The sequence below is a fragment of the Shewanella sp. SACH genome (assembly GCF_001887095.2).
In the GTDB taxonomy this organism is placed as follows: domain Bacteria; phylum Pseudomonadota; class Gammaproteobacteria; order Enterobacterales; family Shewanellaceae; genus Shewanella; species Shewanella baltica.
Map to the genome: position 1 here is coordinate 15572 of NZ_MPDG02000002.1, position 24401 is coordinate 39972.

Annotated in this window: 20 protein-coding genes and 2 pseudogenes; 10 read left to right on the plus strand and 12 right to left on the minus strand. The window is 47.1% G+C overall.

The features are described 5' to 3' along the window. The first annotated feature begins 72 nt into the window (after positions 1 to 72). A complete protein-coding gene (locus BM607_RS07910) occupies positions 73 to 516 on the plus strand; it encodes an energy transducer TonB (RefSeq protein WP_071938752.1) in 444 nt (147 codons plus the stop codon). A 42-nt stretch (positions 517 to 558) separates the two neighbouring features. Here BM607_RS07910 and BM607_RS07915 read toward each other — a convergent pair whose 3' ends face one another. The 4 genes from BM607_RS07915 to BM607_RS07930 form a co-directional block, all read right to left on the minus strand. Further along, positions 559 to 1173 (minus strand): DedA family protein, encoded by a 615-nt coding sequence (locus BM607_RS07915; RefSeq protein ID WP_071938751.1) that lies wholly within the window; start codon positions 1171 to 1173, stop codon positions 559 to 561. 209 nt (positions 1174 to 1382) lie between these two features. Continuing rightward, entirely contained in the window at positions 1383 to 2303 is a 921-nt protein-coding gene (locus BM607_RS07920) for a manganese-dependent inorganic pyrophosphatase (protein ID WP_006083317.1), read from the minus strand. A gap of 143 nt (positions 2304 to 2446) precedes the next feature. Beyond that, entirely contained in the window at positions 2447 to 2908 is a 462-nt protein-coding gene (locus BM607_RS07925; protein ID WP_071938750.1) for a YhcH/YjgK/YiaL family protein, read from the minus strand. Between the two features lie 148 nt (positions 2909 to 3056). Then, positions 3057 to 5450, minus strand: coding sequence for a TonB-dependent receptor (locus BM607_RS07930; RefSeq protein WP_071938749.1), 2394 nt, complete (start codon positions 5448 to 5450; stop codon positions 3057 to 3059). Positions 5451 to 5776: 326 nt separating this feature from the next. Here BM607_RS07930 and BM607_RS07935 point away from each other — a divergent pair, with 326 nt between their 5' ends. The 4 genes from BM607_RS07935 to BM607_RS07950 all read left to right on the plus strand — a co-directional run bounded on the left by BM607_RS07935 (position 5777) and on the right by BM607_RS07950 (position 9132). After that, the gene (locus BM607_RS07935; protein ID WP_071938748.1) at positions 5777 to 6832 is read left to right on the plus strand and encodes an alpha/beta hydrolase; all 1056 of its coding nucleotides are present in this window, start codon (positions 5777 to 5779) and stop codon (positions 6830 to 6832) included. Between the two features lie 216 nt (positions 6833 to 7048). After that, positions 7049 to 7624: an LON peptidase substrate-binding domain-containing protein gene (locus BM607_RS07940; RefSeq protein WP_006083313.1), complete on the plus strand. Its 576-nt coding sequence runs from the start codon at positions 7049 to 7051 to the stop codon at positions 7622 to 7624. A 53-nt stretch (positions 7625 to 7677) separates the two neighbouring features. Then, entirely contained in the window at positions 7678 to 8595 is a 918-nt protein-coding gene (locus tag BM607_RS07945) for a pseudouridine synthase (protein WP_071938747.1), read from the plus strand. A gap of 147 nt (positions 8596 to 8742) precedes the next feature. Beyond that, on the plus strand, positions 8743 to 9132 hold the full coding sequence (locus tag BM607_RS07950) for a hypothetical protein (protein ID WP_071938746.1): 390 nt from the start codon (positions 8743 to 8745) through the stop codon (positions 9130 to 9132). Positions 9133 to 9136: 4 nt separating this feature from the next. Here BM607_RS07950 and BM607_RS07955 read toward each other — a convergent pair whose 3' ends face one another. Continuing rightward, the gene (locus BM607_RS07955; protein ID WP_071938745.1) at positions 9137 to 10987 is read right to left on the minus strand and encodes an alkaline phosphatase D family protein; all 1851 of its coding nucleotides are present in this window, start codon (positions 10985 to 10987) and stop codon (positions 9137 to 9139) included. A gap of 178 nt (positions 10988 to 11165) precedes the next feature. Between BM607_RS07955 and BM607_RS07960 the strand changes: the two genes are divergently transcribed. The 5 genes and pseudogenes from BM607_RS07960 to BM607_RS07980 form a co-directional block, all read left to right on the plus strand. Then, positions 11166 to 12080: an SDR family oxidoreductase gene (locus BM607_RS07960; RefSeq protein ID WP_071938744.1), complete on the plus strand. Its 915-nt coding sequence runs from the start codon at positions 11166 to 11168 to the stop codon at positions 12078 to 12080. Positions 12081 to 12088: 8 nt separating this feature from the next. Further along, positions 12089 to 13399, plus strand: a complete 1311-nt coding sequence (locus BM607_RS07965; protein WP_071938743.1) for an ATP-binding protein — start codon at positions 12089 to 12091, stop codon at positions 13397 to 13399. Then, a complete protein-coding gene (locus BM607_RS07970) occupies positions 13396 to 13947 on the plus strand; it encodes a response regulator (RefSeq protein ID WP_071938742.1) in 552 nt (183 codons plus the stop codon). Before BM607_RS07965 ends, BM607_RS07970 begins: the two co-directional genes overlap by 4 nt. A gap of 9 nt (positions 13948 to 13956) precedes the next feature. Further along, positions 13957 to 14010, plus strand: a pseudogene (locus BM607_RS22255) (helix-turn-helix domain-containing protein); the annotation flags it as partial. A 20-nt stretch (positions 14011 to 14030) separates the two neighbouring features. Beyond that, a pseudogene (locus BM607_RS07980) lies at positions 14031 to 14159 on the plus strand (helix-turn-helix domain-containing protein); the annotation flags it as partial. A gap of 210 nt (positions 14160 to 14369) precedes the next feature. Here BM607_RS07980 and BM607_RS07985 read toward each other — a convergent pair. The 7 genes from BM607_RS07985 to hslV form a co-directional block, all read right to left on the minus strand. After that, positions 14370 to 16706 carry a M4 family metallopeptidase gene (locus tag BM607_RS07985; protein WP_063883303.1) on the minus strand — a complete coding sequence of 779 codons (2337 nt, stop codon included), beginning with the start codon at positions 16704 to 16706 and terminating at the stop codon, positions 14370 to 14372. A 612-nt stretch (positions 16707 to 17318) separates the two neighbouring features. Beyond that, positions 17319 to 18026, minus strand: a complete 708-nt coding sequence (locus tag BM607_RS07990) for an SDR family oxidoreductase (protein ID WP_071938741.1) — start codon at positions 18024 to 18026, stop codon at positions 17319 to 17321. A 118-nt stretch (positions 18027 to 18144) separates the two neighbouring features. Then, positions 18145 to 19710, minus strand: a complete 1566-nt coding sequence (locus BM607_RS07995; protein WP_071938740.1) for a cryptochrome/photolyase family protein — start codon at positions 19708 to 19710, stop codon at positions 18145 to 18147. Between the two features lie 588 nt (positions 19711 to 20298). Then, positions 20299 to 21441: a PIN domain-containing protein gene (locus BM607_RS08000; protein ID WP_071938739.1), complete on the minus strand. Its 1143-nt coding sequence runs from the start codon at positions 21439 to 21441 to the stop codon at positions 20299 to 20301. A gap of 624 nt (positions 21442 to 22065) precedes the next feature. Then, positions 22066 to 22452 carry a DUF971 domain-containing protein gene (locus tag BM607_RS08005; protein WP_071938738.1) on the minus strand — a complete coding sequence of 129 codons (387 nt, stop codon included), beginning with the start codon at positions 22450 to 22452 and terminating at the stop codon, positions 22066 to 22068. Between the two features lie 207 nt (positions 22453 to 22659). Further along, positions 22660 to 23988, minus strand: coding sequence for an ATP-dependent protease ATPase subunit HslU (gene hslU / locus BM607_RS08010; RefSeq protein ID WP_071938737.1), 1329 nt, complete (start codon positions 23986 to 23988; stop codon positions 22660 to 22662). Between the two features lie 19 nt (positions 23989 to 24007). Then, positions 24008 to 24401, minus strand: a 394-nt coding sequence (gene hslV, locus BM607_RS08015; protein WP_249269572.1) for an ATP-dependent protease subunit HslV, incomplete at its 5' end; no start/stop codon positions are given.

Genomic DNA, 24401 nt, shown 5'->3' on the forward strand with positions numbered 1-24401 from the left:
GGTTAGTGGTTATTAATCAAAAAATAATTAGTGATAAGGCATTATTTTAATTCATTAAACAATGGAGTGTATATGAAGTGTTCAATTTTATCCGCCTTGGTTATTTTTGCGGTATCAAACTATAGTTTTGCAAAAAGTCATAATGTGTACGCGGATGTGCAAGTTACAGATATACAACCAACGAGTGGTTTTATTTGGGAGCGTGAAAATAAAAGTGCTCCTCAATATCCAATGGAACTCGCTCGCTCGAGCATTGCTGGTTGTGCTGTCATGTCTTTTGATATTTCAGAATCGGGTAAGGCCGAAAATATCGAAGTCGTTAAATCTGTTCCTCAAAAATTACTGGGCAAATACTCAAGTCAGATATTAAAAAAATGGAACTGGGTCCCCACTTCCGCTACGAACGTAATGACTTCTGAAAAAAGAACCATAAGGTTAGATTTTTGTATAGGTGATGAGTCGACGGAACAATCTCAAAATGCCTGTAAGCAACAAACGCAATTAGTATGTGGCTAACGTCAACTTAACCATTTCAAGTTGCAAGCAAAGCCAAATCGCTTACTGCGGATTTTTTGTTTGCCACTTGCGCCAAGTAAAAGTGATTAGCGCGGCGAGTATTAGGCTGACAATGGCCCATGTGGGGTATTTGTGCTGGTGGTAAAATGCCAGCATAGGAGCAATTTCATCGCGGATTAACACTGGGCCTAACCCAAAAAGTGCCACCCAAATGCTGGTGGCTAGGGCATTACCTATCACAAATTGCTTTAGCGGCATTTTAGCGAGACCGCAGCCGATAAACATAAATTGTTTTAATCCCTCAACAAAACGACTCAGCACTAAAGCGGCAATGCCATATTGGCCAATAACGCCATGGATTTTGTCTTCCAATTGTGGCTTTATCCAGCCCTTCTTAAGCAATACATCACCAAAGCGCCAACCGATAAAATATCCCAAGCTGTTACCGCTGAGTGCAGCGCAAGCTGCGACGATCAACACCAATGGCAGTGACATTTGCCCTGTGGCAGCTAATAAACTGGCGACAATCAATAAGGATTGCCCCGGCGCTGGAATGCCAAAACCTTCGACAGCAATCGCGATAAATAGCAGCACATAGCCATATTGCTGTAGCCAAGGGGTGAGTTCGGTGATGATATGTTGTAGCGCTTCTGGCATGGATGAAAGTGATCAAATCAGTGGGACAATTAGCCCATCATACTCGCCAACTTCTCTGGCTGGATAGATTTATGAGCAAAGTTTCATGCCAGTTTTAATTAGCGGCGGTGAATAAGTGTAACGCAGGGGTTATTAGCTTTTACCTGAAATATAAAAAAGGCCGAACTCAGTTCGGCCTTAATGTCAGTACTGTCGCGATGATAAAACGACTATGCGAATGCCGCTTGTAGCTGTGGAACGACTTGTTTTTTACGGCTTAATACGCCGTCTAACCAGACTTTGCCATCGACGGTATCTTTACCGTAGGCGCGTTGGGTCAGGTCGCTATCGTCAGACACGATTAACAGTTCTGAGCCTTCTTTCATAATGTCAGTCAGCAGTAACAATACGCTGTGGCGATTGCCTTCCACTTTCAGTGCTTTGATATCGGCTTCTAACTCGGCCTTGATATCGTCAAATACTGACAGGTCGATCACTTCTAACTGGCCGATACCGACTAAGTTACCGTTCATGTTGAAGTCTTTAAAGTCGCGCATAACGAGGTCGCGTGCTGGCGTGCCTTGTACGGCTGATTTCACTTTGAACATTTCCATGCCCAGTTCTTTGAAATCTTCAACGCCAGCGATTTCAGCTAACGCTTCAACGCAACGAATGTCGGCAGTGGTGCAAGTCGGTGATTTGAAAATCACGGTATCGCTCAGAATGGCGCACATCATGATGCCAGCGATATTTTTAGGGATAGCGACTTGGTAAAAGTCGAACATCATCTTTATCACTGTGTTGCTGCAACCTACTGGGCGGATCCAGCATTCTAACGGGGTATCTGTGGTCAGATCGCCAAGTTTGTGGTGATCGACAATCCCGACGATCGTCGCTTGGGCGATATCATCCGGTGCTTGAGTCAGTTCTGAATGGTCAACGATATACACTTGCTCGCCAGCGTAGCTGGTTTTGTATTCCGGTGCTTCGAAGCCGAAACGTTCCAGAATAAAAGCGGTTTCGGGTGACAATTCACCTAAACGTGCGGCAATGGCTTCTTCACCGATTTGGTTTTTTAAATAGGCTAACGCGATAGCACCGCAGATTGAATCAGAATCGGGGATCTTGTGACCGACAACGTAAATAGGCATTTCAGGGACTCTCCTTTAAATTTGTGGCAATTTTAGCAATATTTGGCTCGGATCGGAAATAGCCAAAGCGCATATCACTGCGCGCTTAAGACGCTATAACGCTAAAAATCCCGAGCTGAGGTTCGGCAAAGATTGCTTAAGGGTTAGATCTTTACTTTTATCACGACTTTACGCACTGCGGTGGCGATATCGCCCGTGCCAGGCATATGCATGTCACCGGGGAAAAATAGCGCAAACATACCCGCTTTGAGTTGCACATAAGAGGCATTGGCTTTGTTTGCCTCGTAATCAAACTCGGCGTAATCGTGTTTGTCAAAATAGGGTTTTGAGGGTGTTTGGCCCGCTAGTGGTAAGTAACCAAACTCTTCTTCACCACTAAACACATATTGCACATCAATATATTTTTGATGTACTTCAAAGGGTTCTGTTGATTTATGCTTAGTGTGGTAGTCGTTGACTATCACAAAAATGTTGTCGCCATCGAGGGGATAATTGCCCACGGGCAGCTGACTAAAGTCTGTGGTGGCAAGATGTTCTAATGCTGTGGCAAGCCGAGGGCTTAGGGATTGATAAATATGGCGGTTTGCTAAGGTATCGACGATCATCGGTTACTCGACATGGCGGATGTGAATGAGTGAATTGTAAAGATTATAATCAGATAGTCGCCGTTAGGACATAAGCTTTAGACATAAAAAAACAGGCCGTAGCATGGCCTGTTTTATATCAAGTGTCACTTTGTTCGCTAAGACTCGCTTAGTAAGTGTATTTAGCTTCTAAGAAGTAATAGCCACCATTAAAACCAAACGGGGTGTTGGTTAATGGGTAGACGAAGATGCCTCCGAAGTTATTGTCATCAGGGCGTTTTTCTGGATACACATCAAACAGGTTTTGTACCCCAGCGGTGAAACTTAGCGCATCGGTTGCCGCGTATCTCACCGACAGATCCATCACCCATTGATCGCTGTAATTCACATCGCCCGTTGAATAGCCGACAGTGTAATCACCAAAGTAGCTGAGGCGAATATTGGTCTTAAAGTCGCCTAGCTCATGGGTCAAGCCCAAATTACCCGTGTTATGCGGTGTCGCCGAGGTCATGCGAGTTTGTTCAATGCTATCGAATAGTTTAGGGCCGAGTCCGTCTAAAATCTCTGGGAAATTAATATCTTGGATTTCAGTCTTATTGTAGGCATAGGCTAAGTTAGCCCGTAAATCACCCCAAGAGCCGATATCAAAATCTTGGCTCACTACAAGGTCTACGCCACGGGTACGGGTATCGACGGCGTTGATAAAGAAGCGCGCCGATTCTGCATTGGTGCCCGCTAACGCGGCCGCTACGGCGGGCGAATCATCTGGCGTCACTGAGCTCGACAGAATAATGCGATCATCGATGGAGATTTGATAGGCATCTAATGTCAGTGCTAAGCCTGTGTCATTGGTGTACACCAAGCCTAAACTGAATGACTGAGATAGTTCGGGATCTAACTCATTAATACCTAGTGCTTTGGTCACTGGCGATAGGGTGTTAAAAGTGCCTGACTCAATAGGCACCAGCTGACCCGTCACAGGATCGGGATTAAACAGCGTCGAGATATTGCTGAAGTACAGTTGTTGTACGCTCGGCGCTCTAAAGCCAGTGTTGATGGTTCCGCGCAGGGCCAAGTTATCGGTGAAGTCGTAACGGCCCGCTAACTTCCAACTGGTGTTGCCACCAAAGTCAGAATAGTTTTCATAACGCAGCGCCGCCGCCCAGTAAAACTCATTGGTTAACTGGTTTTCGAGTTCCATATAAACGCCGGTGTTATCACGGGTTTCATCCACTTGCGACTCAGGGGTAAAACCGGTGAAACCTTGGCTACCCGCAGCGCGGTTGTCGTAACCCCCATTGATGTATGAACCCGTTTCGCCGGCTTCAATTTGATAGCCGTTTTGGCGCCACGACACACCTGTCGCAAACAGGATTTCAGAGTCATTGGCAAAGGCAAAATAGCGCGAAGCATCAATATTAAGATTGGTTTCACGGGTCGTGAGTGTGCCCGCGTCAAACTCGGTTGGGCTATCTGGGCCTAAAGAGGCGTTTAAGGTATTAACAATATTGTAGTTAAATGAGTTTTCGCCATGACCAGCCGAAGTATCGATATTCCACTCGCCTAGGCTGAATTCATACCCCAGCACTAAGGAAGCATCGATAATTTTAGGATTGATTTGTGGCAAGAAACCATCTGGATAGATTTCAGTTAAGTTACGGGCGTCGAGTGCACGGCGGTAAAAGGCGCCTGACTTAGTCTCACGTTGGCTGATGCCACCAAACGCATAGAGTTTGCCATCTTTTGTGATGGGCTGGGCAGCGTTGATAAATAGACCTAAGTTGTCATATTCGGCATCGCCGACCTGGTGGCTCTTACGGTTAAATGTGGCTTCGCGGGGATCGGCTGATCCATCGGGTAAATCATTATATTGTTTACGTTCATCTAATCCGGCGCGGTTAGTGCTGTCTTTATGATGGGCTTCTAGTGAGACATTCACAAAGCCATCGTCACTTAAACTGATGCCGTGGTTTACACCCACACGCCATTGCTCGCCATCACCTATGTAGGTTTGTCCTGCTTGAGCCGAGATGCTACCGCCTTGATCGCTGTCCTTTAGCACCACGTTGATGACGCCGGCAATTGCATCCGATCCGTATTGTGCCGAGGCACCATCACGCAGAATTTCGATACGCTTAATCGCTGTCATAGGGATAGCGTTTAAGTCGACGTTAGATGAACCTTTACCCACAGTGCCACTTAAATGCACTAGCGCTGAGCCGTGACGACGTTTGCCGTTAACGAGTACTAAGGTGTGGTCGGGTGACAGGCCGCGCAAACTCGCGGGGCGCACCGCATCTGAACCGTCAGTCACTGAGGAGAATGGGAAGCTGTAGCTTGGAGCGGCAAATTGCAGTGCTTTAGCGGTTTCAGTCATGCCGGTCGATTCGAGCTGCTCGGCAGTGATAATGTCTACAGGGGCAACACTGTCAGTTGCCGTGCGCAGCGCTATGCGTGAACCTATGATCTCGATTTTCTCGAAGCCAGGCTGTAGTTCTTCGGCTTGAACAGCTGGAATGGCCAGTGTGGATGACACTGCCAATGCGATAATCCCTAGACGCATAAAAACCTCTCAATGATGTTTGTAACCCGATACTCGAACTTAAGAGTGCAGATTAAAGATAACGTAACAATTCAATGTGGAGAAGGTTATCACTGTAACAATTGTTACATCTAGACATAAATGTGCTAACTCAGAGCCGAGTGTTCTAGTTAATGTTTAAAATGCAGTTGAATATATGGATGAAACCTTGTTATCGGCAGATGTGCTTTGGGTGCTTTGGGTGTTTTGGCGAGTTAAGTCGATGATATGAATTGTTTATTGACGTGCGCCATCGTGGTTTAATGCGTTATTTCGCTTTGATGGCATTGGTTTGAAGGAACACAGATTTGTCAGCGTTACGATTTCTCGCGGGAGCAACGGCATTTAATACCTTGGCAGAACAAGGTCTTAAATCTGAACATTTTACCCAGCTACTTGCCGCCTCTGGTGGACCCAAATGGCTTGGTATCGCTGGGTTAGATAAGTATCTGTTTTCTGAGTTTTTCAAAAACAGACAAACACCGCTTTATACACTCGGCGCATCTTCAGGGGCGTGGCGTTTAGCGTGTTTGGCGCAGCAAGATCCCCTCGCAGCCTATGGTCGCTTAGAGGATTTTTATATTGGTCAGCGTTACGACAGCATGCCAACACCGCAGGAAGTCAGTGCACAAGTTAAAGGCGTAGTGCAGGGGATTTTAGGCGCTAGTGGTGGTAGTGAGATCGTTAACAACGCTCATATTCACAGTCATTTAGTGGTGTGCCGCGGCAAACATTTAAATCGTTTAACGGCTAAGTTACCTCTCGCTGCCGGACTGGCGATGACGGCGGCGACCAACTTAGTCAGCCGCCGAAGTTTAGGCTGGCATTTTGAACGTGTGGTCTTTAGTCAACAAGCTGTAGCATCCCCCTTTTTGCAACTCAACGATTTACCCAGTCAGCAGGCCGAATTAACCGAGGCCAATGTCGATGCTGTGATGTTAGCAACGGGGTCGATTCCGTTGTTGCTAGCCCCAGTGCCGCAAATTGAGGGCGTTGCCGATGGGCAATATTACGATGGCGGCATTACCGACTATCACTTCGATTTGCCTTTATCCCACGCAACTGGTTTGACGCTGTATCCACATTTTTATCCAACGATCAGCCCAGGATGGTTTGATAAATCCTTGAAGTGGCGTCAAGGTCGAGCCAATTATCACAATGCACTCGTGTTGGCGCCAACGGCCGAATTTGTGGCTTCATTACCCTTTGGCAAAATCCCCGATCGCGAAGATTTTAAACAACTGGATACGGCGCAGCGGATGCAATATTGGCGAACATCGGTGGCCTTGAGTGAACGTCTGGCCGAGGAGTTTGCCGAGGTTGTTGCTAAGGGAAATGTGCTGGAGCGACTAGAGCGCTTTTAGTTTTAAGTGAGGTGGTCTAGAAAACGGGGTTTAAAATGGCTGGTTTGAAATGCCCTGATTTAACATCACCTGATCTAACCTAGTTGGGTCGCCAATTTATTTTTTGTACTCAACGGCTTCAGGAAGGAAATTATTCCACCTGCTACACTCTAAGGTAATAAGGAATACGAATGCATTGATGTTCGTTTCCTTCTATTTGAGGGGCAGGAGGTTGCTATGCAAACACGAGAAATGGCGTTACTCATGCGCGATGCCTTGTTGCTGCCACAGGGACGGGTAGAAGTTCGTGTGGTCGACCCCGGTCATCTGCGCATGGTGGCCGATGTCTTCAAGGGAAAGTATGCGCTCGCCTTTGCCACCATTCGACCCCGCGGTAGTCCGCCCTGTTATCCCACCGCTACCCAGTGCGACATTATCGATTTTAATCAGCTAGAAGACGATTCACTCAGCATAGTGCTCGAAGGGCGCCAGCGCGTTAGCATCCTCTCGGCGGCGCAGGCCAAAGATAAGCTGTGGATGGCGCGCACTTTACCCTGCCGTAACTGGCAAGAAGAGCCGATTAAAGGTGAATTTGAGCTAATAAGCGCTGCATTAGAGCAATTTTATGAGGTGAATCCCGATCTGTTTGAGCTCTATTCTCAAGTGCATTTAGAAGATGCGGCTTGGGTAAGCCAGCGCTGGCTCGAGGTTTTACCTATGTATAATAAAGACAAATTAGTGTTAGTTAATCAGCCCGATTGCCACAAAACCTTGGACTTCGTGCTGCAACTTATCAAGTCCCATGTGGACTGAAAAACCACAAAAAGGCTAGAATAGCGGCTTTCTATAGCCGCTTTTTTTGTGATATGACTGCATCTGCCCGCGCCGCCCAACCTTCTTACATAGTGCTTCCTGTGAATGTCACAGATATACCCACAGTGTTTGCCTTTCTCGCGCAGCATTTTGCCCGCATAGGTGAAGATGTGTGGCGTCAGCGGATCCTCGATGGAAAAGTGCATTGGCGCGATGGCAGTTTGATCGCCTTGGACACCGAATATCGTCCTGCAGCACGGGTGTATTACTACCGTGAAGTGCCGGTCGAAGCGAAAATTCCCTTTGAAGAACAGATCCTATTCCAAGATGACAATGTCATTTTGGCCTATAAGCCACACTTTTTACCTGTGACCCCAAGTGGCAACTATGTGAACGAATGTCTGGTACATAGACTCAGATTACTCACCGGTATAGACACTATCGCGCCCGCTCATAGGCTTGACCGTGAAACCGCTGGGGTGATCTTGATGACGGTCGCGCCCGAAACCCGCGCCCTTTATCATCAATTATTTATCGACGATGCTATTCGTAAAGACTATCAAGCGATTGCCAAGCTGACACCTGAAATTATTCAGCAATATCAACAGGGAAGCTTAACGTTACCCCTGCATTGGACGGTAAAAAATCGCATGCAGCCGAGCGACCCGAGTTTTACTATGAAAATCGTTGAAGGCGAGGCGAATACCCATTCCGAAATCAACCTAGTGGCCATAAAAGGCGATCTTGGTTTGTTCCACCTGAGCCCAATTACCGGCAAAACTCACCAGTTGCGGGTGCATATGCAAAGCTTAGGTATGCCATTGTTAAACGACAGATTTTATCCAAGCTTATTACCCAAAGGGCCGGATAAATTTGCGACGCCTCTTAAGTTGATGGCGCAGCGTTTACGTTTCATTGACCCTGTGAGCGGGATCCATCACGACGTGCAATGTGAGGGTTTTGCGTTTTAGTCAGCGGAAAGCATTATTTCCAGTCTGCTTGAAGGAAATGATCGGGTGCAATTGTGCGCTTGGCCCTGTGATGGTATGAATACAAGCTGCAGTATCTGAGTCTCTGCCATAGGGAGCCATATTACGATTGTTTGAAGGAAGTCCATTATGACCAAATCTGCGATGATCTCTATCTTACTTTGCGCTGCGGTATTGGTGGCGGCCATGTTTTTTGGCGACTGGACGAAACAACCTTATTTAAAAGATATTGCCGCAGAGATCCGCAAGGGGACTGCGGTGATCGAACCGAAGAAACCGAGTTCGTCTGCGGCATCGGCCATTGAGGCTGATGATGCAAATCAGCACTCTAAGGTGATTTGGGATCAAATGGTGCATGAAAAGCCGGCGAATAAGCCGCAGCCAGAGGCGTTGATTTTCAATCAAGCCCAGCCGAAGAATGTCGATACCGATGAGGCTTTATCTAAAAATCTTCCGCCGCTGGATTCGGGTTCTGGTGCCACTCAACCTGAAACGGTTAAACATCATAAACCTGTCTAATTCGTTATTCCTGTTTGGGTGGTTCGAACAAGGTTTCGCTCATATCACCATGTAAAACCGCAATTTTTGTCGGCGCACCATCATCCGCAAGTTCCAAAATCCCAATACCGCTTTTATTCACTAAACGTTTGCTCGGTGCACCATTCGGTCTTCTGCCGCGCAGCGACATGCGTTTTCGTTTTGTCAGTAAGTTAAGCGGTGAAAAGTGGCCGTAAAGCCAGCCATTGAGTTTATCGAAAATCGGTAACAGCTTCTCGGGGAAGTGATTTTTAATGCCGCTGCAGGTGATCTGGTAGATGTTAGGGCTGCTGCGCCTAAAGCGAATACTGATGTCGTAACTAAAGGAGTAATGCACATCGCCGGAGAGGATCACAAATTCCTCTGGGGTTTTACGGTGCATAAAAATACTCAGTAGCGCATTGGCGGCGCCGGGGTGGGCCATCCAGTTTTCGGCGTCCACCAACAAAGAAGCACCCATCAGCGTGGCTGTACGCTGCACAGCCTCAATCAGTTTGACCCCAAACATAGGCGCAGGCGAGACGATAATGACCTTCGACTGGCCGAGCAACTCTTGCTGCAAATCCATTAACGCCTCCCAATCCATCAAGCCGGATGGTTTTGCGAGATTGGATTCACTGCGCCAGCGGCGAGTGCGGGTATCGAGCACCACAAGTTTGGGTGATGTCGCTAAGGTGTAATGCCATTGCTCAAATTTGAGTAATTCGTCGATGAGCAGATCCTGGCTTTCACTCTGTGGCTGTGCAAAAAAGGCATCGAGCAGCGGGCGGATCTCATCGGTAAATTTATCGGGCGCATTGCCAAGTCCTTGGAACAAGGTATAGCCAATCAGTGCATTACCAATAATGCGTTTCGAAAATGCATGCTCGTAGGCTGCGAGTTCCCATTTAGCGGTCAGGTTCCAGTCGTCGGTAACGTCGTGATCATCAAACATCATGTAAACGGGAATGTGCGCCATAAAGCGCCTCACCTGCGTTAGCCCAGCTTTAAAGCCGAGCAAGTGTTGCCACTCATTTTGCCAGCGGGCGCTATTGGCGGGTGCTAAGCCATCGACATCCTTGGGTATATTGACTAATTCCCACAGTTCGGGCGACCAAGTGAGTAAATACAAGGCGATGATTTCATTCAGACTGACGAGATGATTCTCGGCGATGGAGGAAGTGAAAATCGGGTGATTGCGATACCAACGCCATAGCGCGGTTTTTGCTGGATATTGAGTGTGCGGCAGCAGATTTTTATGGCGCTGATATAAATCGGCGGGCTGATAATGCAGCGCTTCACTACTGGCTATGTTCGCCCCTTCAAATTGCTCATGCTGAAGGCCAAGCAAATCAATGACTTGTCCTATGGCGTTTAACATGGGGCCTGCCACATCATCGATATACACTTGATCGCCACTCATCACGATAAGTGCGGGGCGATCGTCCGCTACACCCGTGTCTATCATCTTGGCTAAATGGGTATCGGCGGCAACGAGCGCATCGTCACTGTGGTGATGCGGATTGCGGCAAGAACCATGAAATACTTGGGTTAATTCTGGAGTAAAACGCACGCTTGGCGATGAGGCATCGCCATAGTTCAGCTGACTGATGCTAGCAAAAATATCCCCATGTTGGGCGGTGGATACTTGGTAGCTCATGACTCGATTCGGCGTGAGTAACTCTGGTCGCGACAGCATGATCAGATATTGATGGGCGTGCTGCCCGAGTGGCACATAGTGCACATCGGCATCCTGCAACGGAAACTCATGTTCCCCTAAGCGCAACGTAAGCTCAGTTAATGGCTCACGACTCACAAACCACAAGGTAAAGTGTGTGGCATCGCAGTGGCGCAGCATAGGGCCTGCCAATATCAGAGGAAGTGTCGGACTCAAATTCAGCCTATTGGTGCTCAGGTTAATCTCAAGTGAGTTAACCCTAAGTAAGTTTGGTTTAAAAGAGTAAACAAGTGCGTTGAATATGAAAAGCTTTTAGAATTGTCAGCCATACACATGAGTTGAAACTGAATGGGGCAATATGGCTAAGATCATGGTAACAGGCGCGACTGGGCTACTCGGCCGAGCTGTTGTAAAACAGCTTGAATTAACGGGGCATGAGGTTGTGGCCACAGGTTTTAGCCGCGCAAGTGAGCGAGTGCATAAACTCGATCTGACTGCCCCTTTGGCTGTCGAGGCATTTATCGCCCGCGAACAACCGCAAGTCATAGTGCACTGCGCCGCCGAGCGTCGCCCCGATGTGTCGGAGCAAAATCCGCTGGCTGCATTGGCACTTAACTTAACCGCCAGCCAAGCCCTCGCTATGGCAGCCAAGGCCAATAACGCTTGGCTTATCTATATCTCCACCGACTATGTGTTCGATGGCACTCAGCCTAAGTACGCCGAAGATGCCGCCACTCATCCGGTTAATTTTTATGGTGAATCTAAGCTAAAGGGTGAAGAAATCGTGCTTAACACGAGTGCTGATTTTGCCGTGCTACGCTTGCCAATCCTTTACGGCCAAGTCGAGAAGCTGAGTGAATCTGCTGTGTTAGTGCTGGTTAACCAATTGATTGAAAGTCGGGCTCAGGGTGTCGATCATTGGGCTGTCCGCAGTCCAACTTCGACCGCCGATATTGCCAAAGCCATAGACAAGATGATCGCACAGCATATTGAAGCACCTATCGTGCAGGGGATTTATCACTTTAGCGCCGCAGAGACCATGACTAAGTATCAGATGCTGCTGACCCTTGGGGATATTCTCCAACTCAGTACGGCGCACTTAACGCCTGAGTCGACACCGACGGATAATGCCAAACGGCCAAGGGACTGTAGCTTGAGTTGTGCGCGTTTAGCTGCGCTCGGTATTCGCACTGACATTGATTTCGCCACTGGCGCTCGCCAAGCATTAACGCAATCGAGTGGTGCACTGGCCGCACTCGGACTCACACTGTAGGAATGGCTATGGCTAAGATCTTAGGGACCAGTCTACAGGCCGCCGACCAAGTCGCATTACTGCGAACCTTAGGATTGCTGCTGCAAATTGGCTTAACCATGTTTGCCGCCGATACCTTTGGTCTTAGCCTGCAAATGGAGCCGTTAGTGCATGTGTTAGTGCTGGAGGTGTTATACCTGTCACTCACATTGGCACTGCGTAAGCCTTTGTTTGCCAAGGAGCGTGGTCTCTTTATCGCGCTTAGCTTAGACACACTATTTTGGATCTCTTGGCTGCACTTTTCCGGCGGCGCGACTAATGCGTTTATCTCGTTATTACTGTTGCCGATTGCACTTGCGGCTGTGACTTTGCCAATCTGGGCGCCTTGGGCGCTGACGGCTATTTCAACTCTTGCTTATAGCTTGATGATTTTTACTGTGCCCGAATCTCCCATGCAGCACCACGGTATGGACATGAGCTCCCACTATTTAGGCATGTGGTTTAACTTTGTGATTTCAGCTTTGGTGATGACAACCAGCGTGGCGCTGATTACTAAACGTATGCGCCGCCAAGATGCGCAGTTAGCTTATATGCGTGAAGGGCAATTGCGTCAGGAGCAACTCTTGGCCCTAGGCACGGCATCGGCGCAGATGGCGCATCAATTGGCCACACCGCTCTCAAGCCTGAGGTTGTTACTCGATGAAGTCAAAGAAGATATGGGCGGCACTTCGATAACGGTTGTGGAGATGGAGACTGCGTTAGGCCGCTGTGAACATACGCTCGCCGAGCTGCGATTAGCGACAGAGTCGATCCGCGATCGCCGCCAGCGGCCACAAAAGATCGCTGAGCTGGTGGACGGTTTAAAGCAAAAAACTTTACTGCTCATGCCGCAGACCGAACTGAACTGGCTGTTTACCTGTGCGCCTGAGCAACTGGCAGAGCAAAGCATTCTGACTGATATGAGTCTAACACCTGCCATCATGGCTTTGATTGAAAATGCTGCCCGCGCCAGTGTCGAAACCCTAGGTGCGCCGCAGGTGGATATCAGCTTAGATATCGTGCCAAGTGAAGATCAGATCTATTTGCAGATCCGTGATTATGGCGCAGGCATAGCGCCCTCTTTATTGCCGCAATTGGGCACCTTATTAATTGAGAGTCCCAAGGGCTTAGGTGTTGCGCTGCTACTCAGTCACGCGAGCCTAGAGCGTTTGGGCGCAGAATTGATTCTGGCCAATCATCCCCAAGGCGGAACTGTGGCACAAATTCGCTTTACGATTCTAAAGGACAAAGCGGCATCGTTATCGCCCAACACTCAGGCTGCTGGCGGAGTCAGATCATGAAACGTTTGTTAATCGTCGAGGATGACCTTTCTCTGGCGAGTATTTTAGGCCGACGTCTCACGCGCCACGGCTTTGAGTGCCGCTTAACCCATAATGCCAGCGATGCTCTGCTGGTGGCGCGGGAGTTTCGCCCTAGCCACATCCTGTTAGACATGAAGCTGGCCGAAGCTAATGGCCTAGGGTTAATTGTGCCACTGCGTAACCTGCTGCCTAAGGTGACCATGGTGTTGCTCACCGGTTATGCCAGTATCGCCACTGCGGTGGAAGCGATTCGCCTCGGCGCCGATAATTATTTAGCTAAACCTGTCGATACTCAAACCTTACTCGCCGCGCTGGAAATGGCAGGGCATTCCCATACCCTTCAAGAGGATGAAATCGATGACTCGCCCCTCAATCCTAAGCGTTTGGAGTGGGAACATATTCAGCAAGTACTCAATGCTAACCAAGGCAATGTGTCCGCCACCGCCCGCCAACTCGGGATGCATCGCCGTACCTTACAACGTAAGTTACTCAAAAAACCTGTGGGTGAAAGTGGACATTTGAAGTAACCAAGGCAATGTGTCCGCTACCGCCCGACAATTGGGGATGCATCGTCGCACCTTACAACGTAAGTTACTCAAAAAACCGGTGGGTGAAAGTGGCCATTTGAAGTAACCAAGGCAATGTGTCCGCTACCGCCCGACAATTGGGGATGCATCGCTGTACCTTACAACGTAAGTTACTCAAAAAACCTGTGGGTGAAAGTGGCCATTTGAATTAACGCTTTATTCTCGCATGCTGGCCAGTGACGCTGACTCAAGCACATGACATAAGGATGCTGACGGGATTGAGGCTGGCATAGTGCGCCGCATTTACGCATAAAAAATGCCACTCAAAAAAGGCTGAGTGGCATTAACAAGAAACGAGAAGTTTATCGATGAGTCGGCGCTAGGATTTTACGCTAGCGCCACGATACGATTATCTTATGCGATTAAAAGTTAACGGTTTCTTCGTTTGAGCAAGGGCCGTTAGTTTCACACACTTTATAGCTGAAGCTAGTGCCAGCTAGGTCGGTGAAACGGTCAATAAACGATGAATTGCTTGAAGTACCTACCGCAACGCCGTTACGGAAGATAGTGTACTCATCAGCGTTATGACCTTCCCATGCGAGTGCAACACGAATGCTGCCGCGACGAGATTTGTTAGCGTTTTTCACTGTCATTTCTAACGCCACTTCTGGTACTTCAACTGCAAATTCTTCAGAAGTGCTTGCTGTTGCGCCATCGTTGTCAGTCACAGTCAATGTCACTGTGTAGTTGCCTGACTGAGCATACTGATGATTTACACTTGCGCCTGAAGCAGTTGTGCCATCACCGAAGCTCCAGCTCCATGCCACGACATCACCATCGCTGTCAGTACTGGTGCTAGTGAAGCTACCGTTACCGTTGGCAAAGCTTGCCGTAAAGCCCGCTGTTGGATCTTGGTTTGGTATCTCATCGCCACCGTCATAAGCACCCACTAGGCTCACACCTGTGTAGCTGCTATAGCCACTGACCATGACCCAATAAGTCCCCGTTTGGGCTGGATCGATAGGGCAGCTTTCGGCATTACCGGCTTTGTATGGACGGCAATCATAGCTACTAGAGGTAGGAGCTTGGCCGAATTTAACATACATGTCCGCATCACCCGTGCCGCCTGACATATTAAAGCTCAGGTTGGTTGCACCGCTCGCTACGTCGAGTTTGTAGTACTGTTTGCTACCTGATGCACCCGCTAAACCTGTCACAGCAACACCGTTCGCGAGTTCAGTCGCTTCTGGTGGTGGCGGTGGTGGTGGCGTTTCACAAGGTGTGATACCCACAGCGGCAAACGCAGTAACCACATCGTCAGCACTTAAGCCTAAGTCAGTCGCTGCAGATTTAACGCCACAAGCGCCTTGCCAGAACAAGCTGTCAGCTGTCCAATATAATTGGTTAGCGACCACAAATGTTTGGAATGCAGTGCGTGTATCCCAGCCCGGTAAGTTTGCGAGTGTGTAGAAGGCTTTATTGAAGACACCTGAGCTGTGGTGTACGTCGATGCCATCATAGTAATCGTCGATATGGCCGATTGAGATTCCGTCTAAGGTTGGATCTGCCATGTAACGCAGTGCGCCATTGCCTTTAAAGATATCAGCGCCGACTAACCAGTCGTTCGTGCCGTGCATGTAAAATTCAGCAGCTTCACCCGCCATATCAGAGAAGGCTTCGTTCATGCCACCAGATTGAGCATCGTAAATCAGGCCTGAGTTTTGCTCAGTGAAACCATGGCTCACTTCGTGTGCCGAGACATCTAAGCTCACTAATGGGTAGAAGGTCGTTGCGCCATCACCGAAGGTCATAGCACTGCCGTCCCAGAAGGCGTTTTCGTAGTTGCTGCTGTAGTGAACCCGCATGGTTAACTGGAAAGTTAACGGCGCAGTGTTGTACCACTCGCTATACATGTTGTAGATCACGTTACCAAAATAGTGCGCATCGTTTAATGGCGAGTAAGCACCGTTGATCTCTTTAACGGTATTGCGTGGGCAAGTATAAGAGAAGGCTGTTGCGCCTGATGTGGCACCGTTTAAGTTAACGGTTTTCACGTTAGGTGAGTTCATGGTGCACGTGTCACCGCTCACTTCAACGTCTAAGTAAGAAAAATCCGTACCGTATTCGTATTGGCCAGTCTTGATGTTACCGCCAGGACCTGTACCGCTCGCGGCGTGGTTAATCCCTTCCCAACGCTTGAGCACTTCACCTGAGTGTGCGTCAATCATAGTGAACGGACGGCTTGGCTCATCGCCATATACCACAAAAGACGTCACATAAACGAGGCGAGTTTTAGCCGCATCATCAAGGTAAAGCCATAATTTTGCTTGTTTGTTTTCAGCTTTTAGGCCTGCAACAGCTTTCTCAGACTTACCACGAATCGCAATGTCTAACGCTTTGTTAGCCGTTAAAGTGGGTTTGACAAAATCAGCCGACTTTTCAATATTTTTTAATACGCGGCCAGACATGTCGCTGTAGAAGCCCATGCTCGATTGTGACGTTGCAACAGAGAAACCATAAACAGGCACGTCATGGAAATATTGTTGTAAACGTTGTTTCTGCTTGCCTTGACCTAGGTCGAGTTTTTTCTCGACTTTGAGTTGGCTACCTGCGTCTAAGTTGAACTGAGACACTAAGTTATTGCTTGAAGACGCGCTTCTGAGTGTGCCGACATCGACAACATCAGCAGCAAATGCTGATGTGCCTAACGTGGCCGACACAGCAATGAAGAGTAGCGACAGTTTTTTGTTTAGCATCATGCTTAAAATCCTTTTTCCGTTTGTCATTAACGTTGGAATGCCATACTGCTTAACTGGCTCGGGCGAGCGTTTTTTATTGTAATTTCTACAGGGTCGTCGGCATCCCCTCTGCCATGGCCGAATAGAATGAGCTGTTGCTCAGGCGGAAATTCTCAGATTTTTATTCTGTGTAAAGCGTGAATAACCGCATGACCTTAGATGTTATTTAAATGTAAAAGTGTTAACAATCGTACAAAGGAACTATCTTCAGCATTCATTTAGGTGCTTTTAAATTTGAATTAGGACTTTTGGGTAATAGCGATTTAGCCGAGTCAAATAGCGGGCTTTGTAAGTCGTAAAAAGTGTTTTATTGATTAATTTTCATTGGGTTAGGTTGGAACTGGTGGCGAGGTTAAGCGAGTTGTTTCTAGGCGGGTGATTTTTGAGCGGGTGGCTTTAAGGATTAGCGATGCTTTTGGGCATAACCCTTTTTTAAGGGGAAAAATCCATCGCTTTGCCGGATTCATTTTGAAAAATGCACTTTGCAAGAGCCATTTGAAAGATGCCCTTTGAAATATGTATGTTGCAAGAGCCCGTACGCGTCGCGCGACTTGGCTCACTGTTCAGCTTATTTCACCAAGGTAACTCAGTGCCATCGTAGGCGAAAAAGCACCCTGTTTGTGCCGGAGTGGCATTGGCAATGATGGGCAGCAAGCAGTTGGCGACATACTCAGGTGTAAACAGTTTGCCTTTAGGCACACTCTGTTGAAAGGGTTGAGACAATGGCGTATCTGTGGTGCCCGGATGCAGGGATAACACCACGCAGTGTTTCATGTTCCGCTGCCACTCAATCGACAGTGTTTTGAGAAACATATTCAGCGCAGCTTTTGATGCGCGATAGCTGTACCAGCCACCTAATCTGTTATCGGTAATGCTGCCGACTTTTGCCGATATCACGGCAAATCTTGCCGAGTCACTTTGTTTTAAGGCATGGCAGAAGTGCTTCGCCAGCATGACGCTGGGCAGGGTATTGAGCGTTAAATTGTGCTGGAAAAAGGCGATATCCAGTGACTGTAGGCTTTTTTCTGGCCCTTTATCTTGGGTGTGCAAAATCCCGACACAGTTAATCAGCCAATCTAATTCAGTGAGTTGTTCACTCAGCTGTTTAATCTCGGCCTCATTGGTCACATCTAGCGCATGCCATTGGATATTATTCTGCCTGTCTTGTGGAAGATGATGCCTGTAGGTGGCGTGCACGGTTGCGTCGGGATATGCCTCTTGGACTTGCTTAACCATAGCTTGACCAATACCCCCACTTCCACCGACGATAAGTACTTTCATGGCAAATTCTCCCTATCCAAATCTCTATATCAAACTTTCCATATCAAACTCTCTATATCCAAGAGTCACGCTTAGGCCCACTAATGCTAAGCACTAACACTCAGTGCTAATGGTTCAGCTATAAACGGTTTAGATGAACAAGATTGTGTTCGGCCGTGGCTAATATGGCGTGCCTTACGGACTCGTCCATTTTGTCCCAAGTTTGGTATAGCATGCCGATCCTGGGGTTCTGCGACAATCGCGCGCGGTGTTTGTCCATAAAGCGCCAATAAAAGCTATTGAATGGGCAGGCAAGTGCGCCGCTACGCTCTTTTATCTTGTAATGACAGCCGCTGCAGTAATCACTCATTTTATTGATGTAAGAGCCGCTGGCTGCGTAGGGTTTTGTACCGACAATACCGCCGTCGGCAAACAAGGCCATGCCGCGAGTGTTGGGCATTTCAACCCATTCGATGGCGTCAACATATACGCCTAAATACCACTCATCGACTTGATTTGGCTCGATTTCGGTTAATAAACAGAAATTGCCGATCACCATTAAACGCTGAATATGATGGGCGTAGGCAAAATCTAATGATTGGGATAACGCTTGTCGCATGCAGTTCATCTTAGTGTCGCCATGCCAAAAATAATCGGGCAGCGTCCCATGGGCATCGAGCGCGTTGGTGCTGGCGTACTGCGGCATATTGGCCCAGTAAATGCCGCGAACGTATTCTCGCCAACCTAATATCTGCCGTACAAATCCTTCGACTTGGGCGATATCAATGTCAGCATTGGTTTGATAACTGTCGATGGCCGCATTGATGACTTCTAACGGGCTGATTAATTTACTGTTAAGGCTGAATGATAGCCGACTATGGTACAAGCTCCACTTGGCGGGATGTTGCGCTGTCATGGCATCTTGAAAACGGCCAAAGGAAGGCGAGCAAACCTGACAAAAATACGTTAATAATTCGAGGCTTTGCGCACGGTTTATCGGCCACAGCAATGGCGCATCAATGCGACCCATGGTCGGGATTTGGTGACGCTCAAGCCTAGCGAGAATTTCAGTTACATCGAGGCTAAACATTAATGGCTCAGGCAAGACTTTTATATCCTGAGTTTTAAGCTTCTGACGGTTGCTGGCATCAAAGTTCCATTGTCCACCGAGTGGCTTTCCGTCTTGCATCAAGATGTTGAAGCGTTTACGCATACGGCGATAAAAGTGCTCCATCATAATGTGTTTGCCGACGGGGAACTGCGTATCGATTTCGTCAAACGGCAATATAAAGTGTTCTGTATCGACACAGTTCACCACGGCGGTGTTGAGCTTAAGCTGACTCAATTGCTCAAGTAGGCGGTATTCATCTGGCCTTTGGTATTCAAACTTTATTGCGCCAACCTGCGTCACTTGATGTTGAATGAGCCCCAGTAGATCGCTATAGCCCTGAGTGTTATTGAAGGTGTCATCAAGGGTTAAATAGAGCACTTGATGCCCTTGCGCCCGCAGCTCTTGGGCAAATTGCGCCATTGCCGCAAAGAAGGCACATATCTTTTGCACATGATGCGTCACATAAGTGTTTTCTTGGTGCAGTTCTGCGATCACATACAGTACTTGATCATCAACCCGGTTAAACCAAGAATGCTGGGCATTGAGTTGATCGCCTAAAATTAACCTGACTGTATGGAATTGCTGTAATTGCATTAAGTGGACTCGTTGAATGACAATTTTCAATTGAGGGTTACGGTTAAATGGGGGATTGGGATCAATCTGAAGGTAGCTCTACAGGGAGAAGTTTTTATAGTTGTGATTTGGGATTGCTTAACTTCTTTGAATACCTAATCAGGTTAAATTATTTTCAAGCAAAGTCGTGGGGCTTCACCCCACACCCGACCAAGGAGGACTGCTCGTCCTATCCTCCTTGGATTCTCCAAGACGCCCCTAGCGAAGTTACATGCATTGGTTACTGGTCTCATACTCCAATAAAAATTGCCTAACGGCTCAGATGGGACATCCCTGTCCCCCCGAGCCTGCGCCATCATCCATGATGCCGCCACGGCATTTTTATCTGCGTATTTCGACAACTTCGCAGGGGAAGGTGAACTCCTGAAGTTTCTGTGTTAGTTTCTAATCTTAAAAGAGTTCTGCCTGTCCGATCTTTTTTCTTTTCAGCAACTTCGCAGGGAATGGTGTATCCATTTAGTTTTTGATTTTGTTGGTCAGTCATTCAAAGTGAAAATAGTTATGGATGTTCCAGTTTCATTTAACTCTTAAATTATTTTTATGGAATTTTTAATAAATGTCGTTCACACTTATAGATTCGACTTCGGGCTTGCACTCTATTTCACAACGGTCAGCACCAAGATAAGATAAATGTAATTTTAGCTCACTCACTTCCATGTTTTCATCAATGTTTTCAATAACTACAACACCTTGTAAAGTTACGTCTAAAGTTCCGTAAGCATGAATTTTGCTGCTGTTTTCAGATAGTTCTTTAGTTAAGCTTTTTCGATAAATGTAAGGTAATAACTCATAATGTTCATCTTCGCAATGAAAACTAAAATCAGCTTTCGATTCAATATTCATCGTTAAGCTAAACCTCTTATTACCTAAATAATTAGGTGCAGATAAGGTTACATCTCCAACACTTTTAATGTTTAGTTCTTTACTCGATATCTCAATGTCTTCAAATTCATATGGCAAGCGAATGAAATCATTTTCATAGCGGCTTTTAATATCAATAAGTTTATTTTCTTCTATGTGTTTCGATATGCTATACCAGTAATCAAAGGAATTAAGTGCATCTAGAATAGACTTAACTTTGCTTTCTTCTTTATCTAGCTCCTCGGTTCTTTCCTTTAGCAAGGGGGTTTCTAATAGTTCATTGAGTGAAGAGTAAGTCTCTACATTCATGAGTTTAGAAATAGCACTCAATAAAGCTCCGTCCTTAACTATCACGATAAGCTTTGTATCTTTTGATATCTTAACTATTCCATCGTATATAACAGCATCGGGTATATCTTCTCTCTTTTTCTTTCCTCTAAAAGCACCAGTTCCAGAAAAATAACTAGCGAATAATTCGTCAATAGATGTATTCGATATTTTATATACAGATACATTGTTTTCTTTCATCCATATATCCACTTTACCGTTAGCTGAATTGATTAAATTCGAAATGAATTTTATTGATTCCCTAATCTGATATGAGTCTTTTGGTAAAATATTTTTCCTTTGTAAACTATCGAGTCCAGATTGTATTCTTTCTAAATCGCTATTCGCTTGTTCGACTATTTTACTCTTAAATTCATTTATAACTATTTCTGGAACGATCAGTTTCAAGTCATTGCTTTTTATTAACCTTTGAACACGCTGAATTCTAGTTGAGTTTAATCCCTCCTCATGAAGGATATTTGTATCGAGCAATACATTTAACATTTGAAGTTCCTATCTATGAACAATAAGGAATGCCTAACTCCGCGTTAAGCAGACTAAAATTGTTGATTATAATATGTAGCGAAGCGAAACTTACCAGCCGTTTTAGTTCCGTTTAAACGCCTTATTGAACGAAGCAGCCATGTTGCAGGACAAGATAACCCCATTTTCCCCTCACTCGAAGAGCCATATTCCGGTAGCAAATCTAGGAGTATCATCATGGACATCAACAAACAACAACGTTGTGATTTACCTTATGAACAATATCTTACCAACTTAATCTCAAGTCGGATAGGATGAGCCATTCTCCTTGGTAGGGTGTGGAGGATAGACCGCATTTTTGATCTAAAGAATGGAATTGAATAAATCAGTTATTGTTAAACTCTTTGTCTTTAGATCTAATGGATACGCAGAGATTAGCAGAATTAAGAGCTGGTATGGAAGTGACCGTTGGCGGCATGGATGCCGCCGTCGAGCCTATAGGGATATATTAACGGCGAGTCACTGGAATAACAGTGCTTAATCTATGACAGAATACTCTCAAACATTTTCAGTTTGTTGTAATGCTACTTAATTTAGCTAGCCACCAATTGTTTAAATCACACAATTAGGCGTCTACCTAACATGCTAGTTGTACTTTATATTCATCGCAATCAGTGGCTCGCGGGAGGCTTTTTCGGCGCGTAGGCGGGCGAGGTATTTTTCCCATAGATCCACTTGGTGGGTGGCGAGATCGTAGAGTACTTTCCACGAGAATAGGCCTGTGTCGTGGCCGTCATCGAAGACGATTTTTACTGCATAGTTACCGACGGGTTCTATGGCACTGATGTTGACGTTTTTCTTGTGGGTGACCAGCTTAGGGTTGCCGTGACCATGCACTTCGGCTGAGGGCGAGTAGACTCTGAGCATCTCGCAGCTGAGTTGATATTGCTCACCATTGTCGAAACTGACTTCTAGAATGCGTGATTTACGTTTCAGTTTAATATCGGTGACATTGGGCGTTGCTGTGGTCATAGGTTGGCTACCAAGAAAATGCTAAGGATAGGATAACGACTCATTAAAATAACACCTGACTAATGTAACCGCTGGCGGCCAAGGATACAAAGGGTAAGCTAGGGTCGCCTAGCGTTTGGAGCCGACTTTTCGGTTGAGTCACACTTTTGTATTTGAGTCGCCGTTCACCGCCAAGTCGTTTGGGCTTGGCGGTGAGCGGGTTTTGCACTAGAGGATAAAGCGGCTGAGATCTTCGTCTTGGACTAAGTTATCTAAGTGGGCGCTGACATAGTCGGCGTCGATAACAAAGGCGGAGCCCGATTTTTCCGATGCCTCGTAGGAGATGTCTTCCATCAGCTTTTCCATCACAGTGTGTAAACGACGGGCGCCGATGTTTTCGGTGCGCTCGTTCACTTGCCATGCGGCTTTTGCAATGCTGTCGATACCCGATTCGCTGAATTCAACTTTCACGCCTTCTGTGTTCATCAGCGCGATATATTGCTCGGTGAGCGAGGCGTGTGGCTCGGTCAAAATACGTTTAAAATCATTGGCTGATAGCGCATCTAACTCGACACGGATCGGCAAACGACCCTGTAACTCAGGAATTAAATCCGATGGTTTCGACATCTGGAATGCGCCCGAAGCGATAAACAGAATGTGGTCGGTTTTAACCATGCCGTGTTTAGTGGTGACAGTGCAGCCTTCGATCAGCGGCAGTAAGTCACGTTGCACGCCTTCACGGGAAACGTCTGGGCCTGAGGTTTCGCCACGCTTACAGATTTTGTCGATTTCGTCGAGGAACACTATGCCGTGTTGCTCAACCATTTCAATGGCTTGCTCTTTTAAATCTTCTTGATTAACCAGTTTGGCCGCTTCTTCTTCGATCAATAGCTTAAAGGCTTCTTTGATCTTCATCTTGCGACGTTTTGCCGGTGCTTGGCCCATGTTTTTAAACAGGCTTTGCAGCTGGTTGGTCATTTCTTCCATGCCAGGAGGCGACATGATTTCGACGCCGACCTGTGGTTGTGCCACATCGATATCGATTTCTTTATCGTCTAATTGGCCTTCGCGCAGCTTCTTGCGGAACACTTGGCGAGTGTTTGAGCTGGAATCGGTTTCTGTGCTTTCCCCGTCATTTTTCGGCTTAGGCAACAGCGCATCGAGAATGCGCTCTTCGGCATTTTCTTCGGCGCGTTGGCGGCACTTACCCATTTGCTGTTCACGGGTCAGCTTGATGGCGATATCGGTCAAGTCGCGAATGATTTGCTCAACTTCTTTACCGACGTAACCGACTTCTGTGTATTTAGTCGCTTCGACCTTGATAAAAGGCGCGTTGGCTAGCTTAGCTAAACGGCGAGCAATTTCAGTTTTACCTACGCCAGTTGGGCCAATCATCAGGATGTTTTTTGGGGTGACTTCTTGACGGAAATCCACGTCCAGTTGCATCCGGCGCCAGCGATTACGTAGAGCGACAGCAACAGAACGTTTGGCCTTTTGTTGGCCAATAATGTGTGCATCCAGCTCGTGGACAATCTCACGGGGGGTCATTTCAGACATAATATTCCTCACGGGCTGTTTAGTAATTGAGTTCTTCAATCGTTTTGAATTGATTGGTGAATACGCAGATATCCGCGGCAATGGTCAGGGATTTTTCAGCGATTTCTAAGGCCGACAGCTCAGTATTTTGCAATAACGCAAGGGCCGCTGCTTGGGCATAGTTGCCGCCTGAACCAATGGCGACTAAGTCGTGTTCTGGCTGAACGACATCACCGTTACCTGTGATGATCAGCGAGGTTTCGGCATCGGCCACGACGAGTAGGGCTTCGAGTTTGCGCAGCATACGGTCGGTACGCCAATCTTTGGCGAGCTCAACGGCCGAGCGCAATAAATGGCCTTGGTGCATTTCGAGTTTGGCTTCAAAACGCTCGAATAGGGTGAAAGCATCGGCGGTGCCGCCTGCAAAACCTGCC